6 protein-coding genes are annotated in these 6,454 nt (G+C 66.3%); 3 read left to right on the plus strand and 3 right to left on the minus strand.

All coding sequences use genetic code 11. From position 1 onward, the window contains the following. Nucleotides 1–359: 359 nt before the first annotated feature. The gene (locus CCS01_RS02960) at nucleotides 360–1,946 is read left to right on the plus strand and encodes a Na+/H+ antiporter (RefSeq protein ID WP_104517341.1); all 1,587 of its coding nucleotides are present in this window, start codon (nucleotides 360–362) and stop codon (nucleotides 1,944–1,946) included. Nucleotides 1,947–1,973: 27 nt separating this feature from the next. Here the strand turns inward: CCS01_RS02960 and CCS01_RS02965 are convergent, their stop codons facing one another. Beyond that, entirely contained in the window at nucleotides 1,974–2,174 is a 201-nt protein-coding gene (locus CCS01_RS02965) for a hypothetical protein (protein ID WP_104517342.1), read from the minus strand. Nucleotides 2,175–2,359: 185 nt separating this feature from the next. On the opposite strand from CCS01_RS02965, the gene rpsD reads away from it, so the two are divergent. Next, nucleotides 2,360–2,974 (plus strand): 30S ribosomal protein S4, encoded by a 615-nt coding sequence (gene rpsD, locus CCS01_RS02970; protein ID WP_104517343.1) that lies wholly within the window; start codon nucleotides 2,360–2,362, stop codon nucleotides 2,972–2,974. A gap of 126 nt (nucleotides 2,975–3,100) precedes the next feature. On the opposite strand, the gene CCS01_RS02975 is transcribed toward rpsD, so the two are convergent. Together CCS01_RS02975 and CCS01_RS02980 are read right to left on the minus strand one after the other, a co-directional pair. Then, a complete protein-coding gene (locus tag CCS01_RS02975) occupies nucleotides 3,101–4,171 on the minus strand; it encodes an SMP-30/gluconolactonase/LRE family protein (protein WP_158258197.1) in 1,071 nt (356 codons plus the stop codon). 705 nt (nucleotides 4,172–4,876) lie between these two features. Further along, nucleotides 4,877–5,944, minus strand: a complete 1,068-nt coding sequence (locus CCS01_RS02980) for an amidohydrolase family protein (RefSeq protein WP_104517345.1) — start codon at nucleotides 5,942–5,944, stop codon at nucleotides 4,877–4,879. Nucleotides 5,945–6,098: 154 nt separating this feature from the next. Between CCS01_RS02980 and CCS01_RS02985 the strand changes: the two genes are divergently transcribed. Then, nucleotides 6,099–6,454, plus strand: a 356-nt coding sequence (locus CCS01_RS02985) for an RsbRD N-terminal domain-containing protein (protein ID WP_146101542.1), incomplete at its 3' end; no start/stop codon positions are given.

Raw genomic sequence — 6,454 nt, forward strand, 5'->3', positions numbered from 1 at the left:
GCACGTCATCCGACAGGGCAGTGTCGTGGACCTTTTCAACACGGTTCCGGTTGGATTTCGCGGCCGTGGAACGCCTCACCCGACCACCCCGGAATCCGACAAGAGCCTCAGGGAATTGCCGCGTCATAGGGCGCGGGGCACCGGCCCTTCCGCGTCAGGGTGGGCCTGCGCTCACCATGACGCGTTTGCAACGGACGTGCCGCCAACCCGCCTGTTTCAGCGTCAATGCGGGCTTGTCCCGGCCATCCACCTTCCACCGCCGCAGCTGAGCAACGTTTTCCCGCTGGCGCGGCCCGCCTGGACGGCGCCGGGTTCCGCACAATCTGAAGCGGAAGGACCAACCGAACCGGGGGGCGCAGGTGAACGTCGTTCATAGCTTCGAGGTCATACTGGCGCTGCTCGCCGCCGTCATTGTCCTCGTGCTCATTGCGAAGCGCCTGCATCTGCCGCCCGCGGCGATGCTGATCCTGGGCGGGATCGGCCTGGCGCTGGTCCCCGGATTGCCGACGGTCCAGCTCAACCCCGACCTGGCCCTGGTGCTGTTCCTGCCGCCCCTTCTGCAGGCGGACGCCTACACCACCGCCTGGCGGGACTTTCGCGCCGATCTCCGGATCATCCTGCAACTCGCCGTCGGGGCCGTCGTGTTCACCACGGCTGCGGTCGGCATCGTGACGCATGCGGTCCTGCCCTCGCTGCCCTGGGCGGCCTGCTTTGCCCTGGGGGCGATCGTCTCGCCGCCCGACGCGGTCGCCGCGGCGGCGGTGCTGGAGCATGTGCACCTGCCGCGACGCGTGGTGACGCTGCTGGAGGGCGAAAGCCTGGTCAACGACGCCTCCGGCCTCGTGCTCTACCGGTTTTCCGTCGCCGCCGCGCTGACCGGCGCCTTCAGCCTTGCGCAGGCCGCCGAAAGCTTCGTGCTGCTGGCCGTCGGCGGCGTCGCGGCCGGCGTGGTCATCGGCTATCTCGGCAGTCTGCTGCTCGGGCGCCTGCGCGACCCGAACCTCGCCACGGTCAGCAGCTTCCTGCTCGGCTGGGGGGCCTATATCGGCGCCGAGGCGCTATCCGTCAGCGGTGTGCTGGCGACGGTGGCCTGCGGCCTGATCGTCGGCTGGCGCCAGCACGAAACGCTCACCGCCGAGACCCGGGTGGCGGCCCGCGCGACATGGGGGCTGGTCACCTTCGTCCTCGAATCGCTGATTTTCATCCTGATCGGGCTGTCGCTGCGGGGCGTGCTGGCGCGTCTCGACGGCGTCAGCGCGCTGCCCCTGCTGTGGCCGATCGGCGCGATCATCGGCGTGGTGATCCTGTCGCGATTCGCCTGGGTCCTGCCCAGCGCCTATCTCCTGCGCCTGCTGATTCCGCCGATCCGGCGGCGCGATCCGTATCCGCCGCTGGCGATCCCGGTGGTGATCAGCTGGGCCGGGATGCGGGGGGTTGTCAGCCTGGCGGCGGCCCTGGCGCTGCCCGAGAGGTTCCCCGGCCGCGACTTCATCATCGCCGCCACCTTCGCCGTCATCCTGGTGACCGTGCTGCTGCAGGGCGCCACGCTGGCGCCGTTGATCCGGCTGCTGCGCCTGGAGCGGTTCGACGGCCCCGGCACCGCCCCCATCGGCGAGTCGGCGGCGCGTGCGAGGCTGGCCCGCGCCCAGCTCGCGGCCATCGAGCGCGTCTCCGCGGCCGAGGACGGATCGCAGCGCCATCCCCGCCTGCTCGAGCAGTATTCCTATCGCATGCGCGCCGCCGAGCGCTTCAGCCAGGGCGAGCAGGAATTGCGGTCACATCGCCAGGAGCATTTTTCCGCCGTGCTGATCGCGCTCGCCGCCGGGCGCGAGGAACTTGTCCGCCTGCACAGGACGGGGGAGATCCACGACAGCACGCTGCATGCGCTGGAAAGCGAGCTCGACCTCGAGGAGCTGACCGCCCGCCGTTTCGCGGACAAGCCGTAGCGGTTTTCCGCCCGGAGCGCGCCGGGGCTACAGCTGATTGGCCAGCTTGCGCGCCAGCAGCCAGCCGGGCAGGGCGGCGACCGGAGCAGCGGGCAGCAGCAGCAGCCACCCCAAAGGCTGGCCGTTGACGATGAGGTCCATGCCGATGCCCAGCATCATGCCGCCTACCAGGCTACCGGTAACGCCGGCGGAAACGCCGAGCCAGATGATTTCGCCGCGCGTGATCATGCCGGCTTGCTAGCGAGCGGAGGAATGTTTGACAAGCCGGCAAGTGGCGGCCTATACGCGCCGCTCTTCACGGCCGGGAACGTGGACGGGCCGCCAGCGGCGCTGGCATGGTCCGCGCCCGCCTGTCGGTACGGTACCGACAGGCCTACCGGTGCAACAACAGGACGAAAAGGCCAACCGCGCCCATGACCAAGCGCGCCGAAAGCAAGTACAAGATCAACCGCCGCCTGGGGATCAACCTCTGGGGCCGGTCGAAGTCGCCGATCAACAAGCGGGAATACGGGCCGGGCCAGCACGGCCAGCGGCGCAAGAAGCCGACGGACTTCGGCACCCAGCTGATGGCGAAGCAGAAGCTGAAGGGCTACTACGGCAACATCAGCGAGAAGCAGTTCCGCAAGTACTACGAGGAAGCCGTGCGCCGGAAGGGCGACACCTCGGAGAACCTGATCGAGATCCTGGAGCGTCGCCTGGACGCCGTCGCCTACCGCATGAAGTTCGCCGTCACCCCGTTCGCGGCGCGGCAGTTCGTCTCGCACGGGCACCTGCTGGTCAACGGCAAGCGCGTCAACATCCCGTCCTACCTGGTGAAGGACAACGACACCATCGAGGTGAAGGAGAAGTCCAAGCAGCTCGCCGTGGTGCTGGATGCGACGCAAAGCACCGAGCGTGACGTGCCGGAGTATCTGGAAGTCGATCACCGCGCCATGAAGGGCCGCTTTGCCCGGGCGCCGAAGCTGTCGGACGTGCCGTATCCGGTGCAGATGGAACCGAACCTGGTGGTCGAATTCTACTCGCGTTGATGGTCGGCTGACCCGGCTGGTTTGCGCCGCCCGTTCCCGCAGGGGACGGGCGGCTTTGCATATGGCGGCACCCGGCCTCAGGCCCGATCCGCTGGCCGGGCGTGTCCAGGCCGGCGACGCCCCGCCTTACGAAGACGGCAGGTGCCAGCCCTTCTTCGCCATGCGGATCGTGTACACGCTCTTGCCCGACGTCAGATACAGCAGGTTGGCATCATTGCCATACCCGAACGCCACGTTGGTCGGCAGTTCCTTCCCGGTCGAGACATAGGCGAGCTGCTTGCCCTCGGGCGAATAGACATACAGTCCCGGCGCCGCCTCGCTGCGCACCGCGATGTAGAGGTTGCCATCGACATCGATGCTCATGCCGTCGCCGCCGTCGTTGGGCAGCCAGTTGACCAGCACCCGGCGGTTGCTGACGGTTCCGTCCGGCGACAGGTCATAGGCGAGGCAGGCCATCATGCCCTTCTGCGCGGTCTCGCCCTTCTCCAGGAAGTCGTGCGCGCCGTTGTCGTGCGCCAGCACATAGAGCGTCTTCTGGTCCGGCGACACCTGCACCCCGTTCGGCTTGGCGGCATCCGTGATCAGCCGGGTCACCTTGCCGTCCGGGTCGAGCCGGTAGACGGCCTGCACCGGCTGGTTCATCGGCTCCCAGCCCAGGTAGCGGGGGTCGGTGAAGTAGATCCGGCCCTTCTCGTCGATCGTCAGGTCGTTGAGGCTGTTGTAGGGCTGGCCGTTGTAGAGGCCGCTCAGGATATAGCTCTTGCCGGTCTTCATATCAGTCTTGGTCAGGCGGCGCCCGCCGTAGTCGGCACCCTCGGCGATGACGAGGTTGCCCTGGGCGTCGAACTTCATGCCGTTCGACATGCCGCTCGGCGAGCGGAAGATCGTCGCCTGTTTGGTCTTTGGATCATACTTCCAGATGTTCCCGGCCTGCAGGAACTTGCCCGACGGGTCCTTGCAGAATTTGGTGAAGGTGATGTCGCTGAAATAGACCATGCCGTCCGGACTGGTCGCGATGCCTTCGGTCAGCATGCACCCGCCGTCGAAGACGCGGTCGAGTTTGGCGCCGGCGGGCAGTACGCCGGGATCGCCATTGGGCGCCGGAAAGCCCGGGTCCTCCGCCCAGGCTGGCCCGGCCGCGAAGGCTGCGACAATCGCCAGGGCGAGAACAGCGCGCCGATTTCGATTCTTGAGCATCTGCATTGGCCGCGACAGTAATTTCGCACTACGCAGCGTTTTCATCAGAGTCCCCCCTGTTCTTTGTTCGGGCTTCATGCGTTGGCCCGCCTGGTATCATGCCTGGAAATGACTGCAGGAAAAAGCGTTGCCAGGCGTCTGTTTGTCAAATGGCGATGAACAGCCGGTTGCGCGGAGCCGCGTCGCCCCGAGATCCGATGTCATTCCGATATCGACATGGGCAGGGGCCGTAGTTCGATTGCGCGCGCGCCACGGGCGGCGGGCGTGCGGGCGGATCGTCCTGAAATGTAACCACAGAGGAAAAATGAGGGCCGTCAAGGGCCTCAAAGCAGGCGTTATGCGCTGCGCGCGACGTGCGTCGTGACCGGCACCGTTGGACGATGCGACGCCAGACGCCGCCGCCTGGCCCGGATTGATGACTCCGCTTTGCACCATGCCCATGTCCGCACCAGACCGCGCAATGTCCCCCCTGATGCCCTGTGGCCCTCCACAACCCTCGGCTTCTTCTCTGTGCGAACAAAAATACGCCATCATCCACACTGTCCCTGCCGGGGAGGCACCTTACCGGACAGCGGGCCGAGCCAGACCACGTACGCCATGCCTTCCTCCGAGCCAGCAATCGATTCAATCCTGCCACGCAGCGCCGGCTTCCAGCCAGACAGCAACCACTCCGAATTTTCAGGCTCGCCTCAACCAGGCAGGCTCTCACAAACCGAACAGCGCCTTCGCGTTTCCCCCCGCGATGGCCGCCCGATCGGCGTCGCTGAACGACGCGACCGAGCCGATATGCCCGATCGGGTCGTATTCGCCCATGTCATAGGGATAATCAGTTCCCAGCAGAATCTTTTCTACCCCGAAAAGTCCGGCCAGGGCCTCCAGTTGCTCAGGCGTGAAGACGATCGTATCGAGATAGATCCTTTTCAGGTACGTGCTCGGCGGCTTCGGCAACTGCCCATGCGCGTCGCTGCGCGCGCCCCAGGCATGATCGATGCGTCCGGAATAAGCCGGCAGGTAGCCGCCGCCGTGCGCGGCGAGGATCTGCAGGCCGGGATACCGTTCCAGCACGCCATCGAAAATCAGGTGATGCAGCGCCATGGCGGTGTCCAGCGGATTGCCGATGACGTTGCTGAAATAGAACCGCCCGAACCGGCGCGGCTCGGTGAACCCCGCGGGATGGATGAAAACCACCGCGCCCAGCGCCTCGGCCTTCGCCCAGAACGGCTCCAGCGATGGGTCGGAGAGTTCCAGGTCGCCGGCATGGGCCAGCACCTCGACCCCCTTGAAGCCCAGTGTCCGGACGCAATGCTCCAGTTCCGCCGCCGCCGCGTCGCCGCCGGCCTGCAGCGGAACCGTGCCGAGCGCCGCCGGAATCCGGTCACGCTTCGCCGCCATGATCGCGGCAATGCCCTGGTTGACCATGCGGGCTGCCTGCGCGCCGATGTCGGCCGGAACGTCATAATAGCACTGACCGGGTGCGGGGCTGATCACCTGCGCGTCGATCCCCATCGCGTCGAAATCACGCATGCGTAACGACAGGTCGGTCATGTTGGGCAGGCGGTCCTCGTCCTGCCGGCGCGAAAGGATCTGGGTTTCCCGCGCGTAAGCCGCCAGTCTCGGGTCCGGCGTGAGGTGCGGCTGGACAAACGCCGCCGCTGCCGGCACCAGCACGTGCGCGTGGACGTCGACGGTCAGGCTCCCCGGCCTGGTTTCGCGTCCGGGGCGTCCGTGCCTGCGGGCCGCGGTCAGTCCATAACGATTATTTGGCTCAGGCATTGTTACTGTTTTCCCGGCAAATCCGATGCGACAGGACAGGATGCCGTGCCCGCCACAAGGGTTCACGCCCGTGTGATATCCGTTCCGATTGTGCCGCTATTTTTTTTGCGCGACTTTGGGGCCGAGCACGATTGCTACAGGTGCGAATCCGATCATGGTAACCCCTCTTGCGTCACGCCTGCCGCAGTTGCTGGCGGAATCACACAAGCCGATCCTCGCCGACTGGCTCAAGGTTCTGCGCGCCACGCCGGATGTCCGGCTGCCGGCGGCCGAGCTGGAAGCCCAGTGCGACATCATCATCGCCAGACTGGCGCAGGGCTGCCGTGATGGCAATGTCACGAACGTCGAGGCCCCCGGCTACGCCGCGCTGCGCGACGTGCTGGCCAGGGGATTCGCACTTCGAAAGTCCTTGACACGCGATTTGGACTTGCCCGACGCGGGCATGATCGACTCTTTGGCTGAGGGTGAGCACCACGATTGCGGGAGGCCCCCTTGGATCAGTTCATCGCC

The sequence above is a fragment of the Rhodopila globiformis genome (assembly GCF_002937115.1).
GTDB classification, from domain to species: domain Bacteria; phylum Pseudomonadota; class Alphaproteobacteria; order Acetobacterales; family Acetobacteraceae; genus Rhodopila; species Rhodopila globiformis.